Origin of the sequence: Methylophaga muralis, from assembly GCF_001720165.1 — a bacterium.
Taxonomy (GTDB): Bacteria; Pseudomonadota; Gammaproteobacteria; order Nitrosococcales; family Methylophagaceae; genus Methylophaga; species Methylophaga muralis.
In genome coordinates this window covers 1-579 of record NZ_MCRI01000111.1, presented here as the reverse complement: position 1 = coordinate 579, position 579 = coordinate 1, and the positions used below count along the sequence as shown (strand labels likewise).

Annotated in this window: 2 pseudogenes; both read right to left on the bottom strand. The window is 41.5% G+C overall.

The features are described 5' to 3' along the window. A pseudogene (locus A9E74_RS14580) lies at positions 1-244 on the bottom strand (hypothetical protein); the annotation flags it as partial. 148 nt (positions 245-392) lie between these two features. Continuing rightward, positions 393-579: pseudogene (locus A9E74_RS14575) on the bottom strand (hypothetical protein); the annotation flags it as partial.

The following is a 579-nucleotide window of genomic DNA, read 5'->3' as shown; positions in this document are numbered from 1 at the left end:
AGCCAACCCAACCTCGAGTTCCAAGTGTAATTATCCACTTACCATCTGTAACCGTAATATCCTCTCCGGTTTCAGAGTCATAAACGCGATTTCTCCCCCAACCACCCCAGCCAAATAGTGGTTTTTGACTTGCATGCTCAAGCAAACGTGTCTCATTGTCAAAGCGATAGAGAAGTGAACCTTGACGGTCAAGACTGATCATACCAGCAAGATTAGATACATCTTCATGGGGAAAAATTTTCATTGCACTGGTAACTGGATATGTAACAAAAACGATTGCAATCGCTAACGCCGCTATGGATGTCAACCTAGGCGGTGAGTATGTATACATTAAAACATAAAAACGCCAAAAATGAAGGCAGCGAGACTTTTCATTAATAGCGATACAGTAATCATGAAAATGAGAAGTAGCTTATATCAACACGTGTGAGTACACGAACTTTTATCTTATTCATAGCGGCAAGACAGGCGAGTCCAATCGCCAAGAAAAAAGCAACTAGTAAACCATGCCCCATAAAAACTATTGCCCGAAATCCTCCACTGCGATATTGCTGTATCCAAGAATGTGGAAAATAGCCA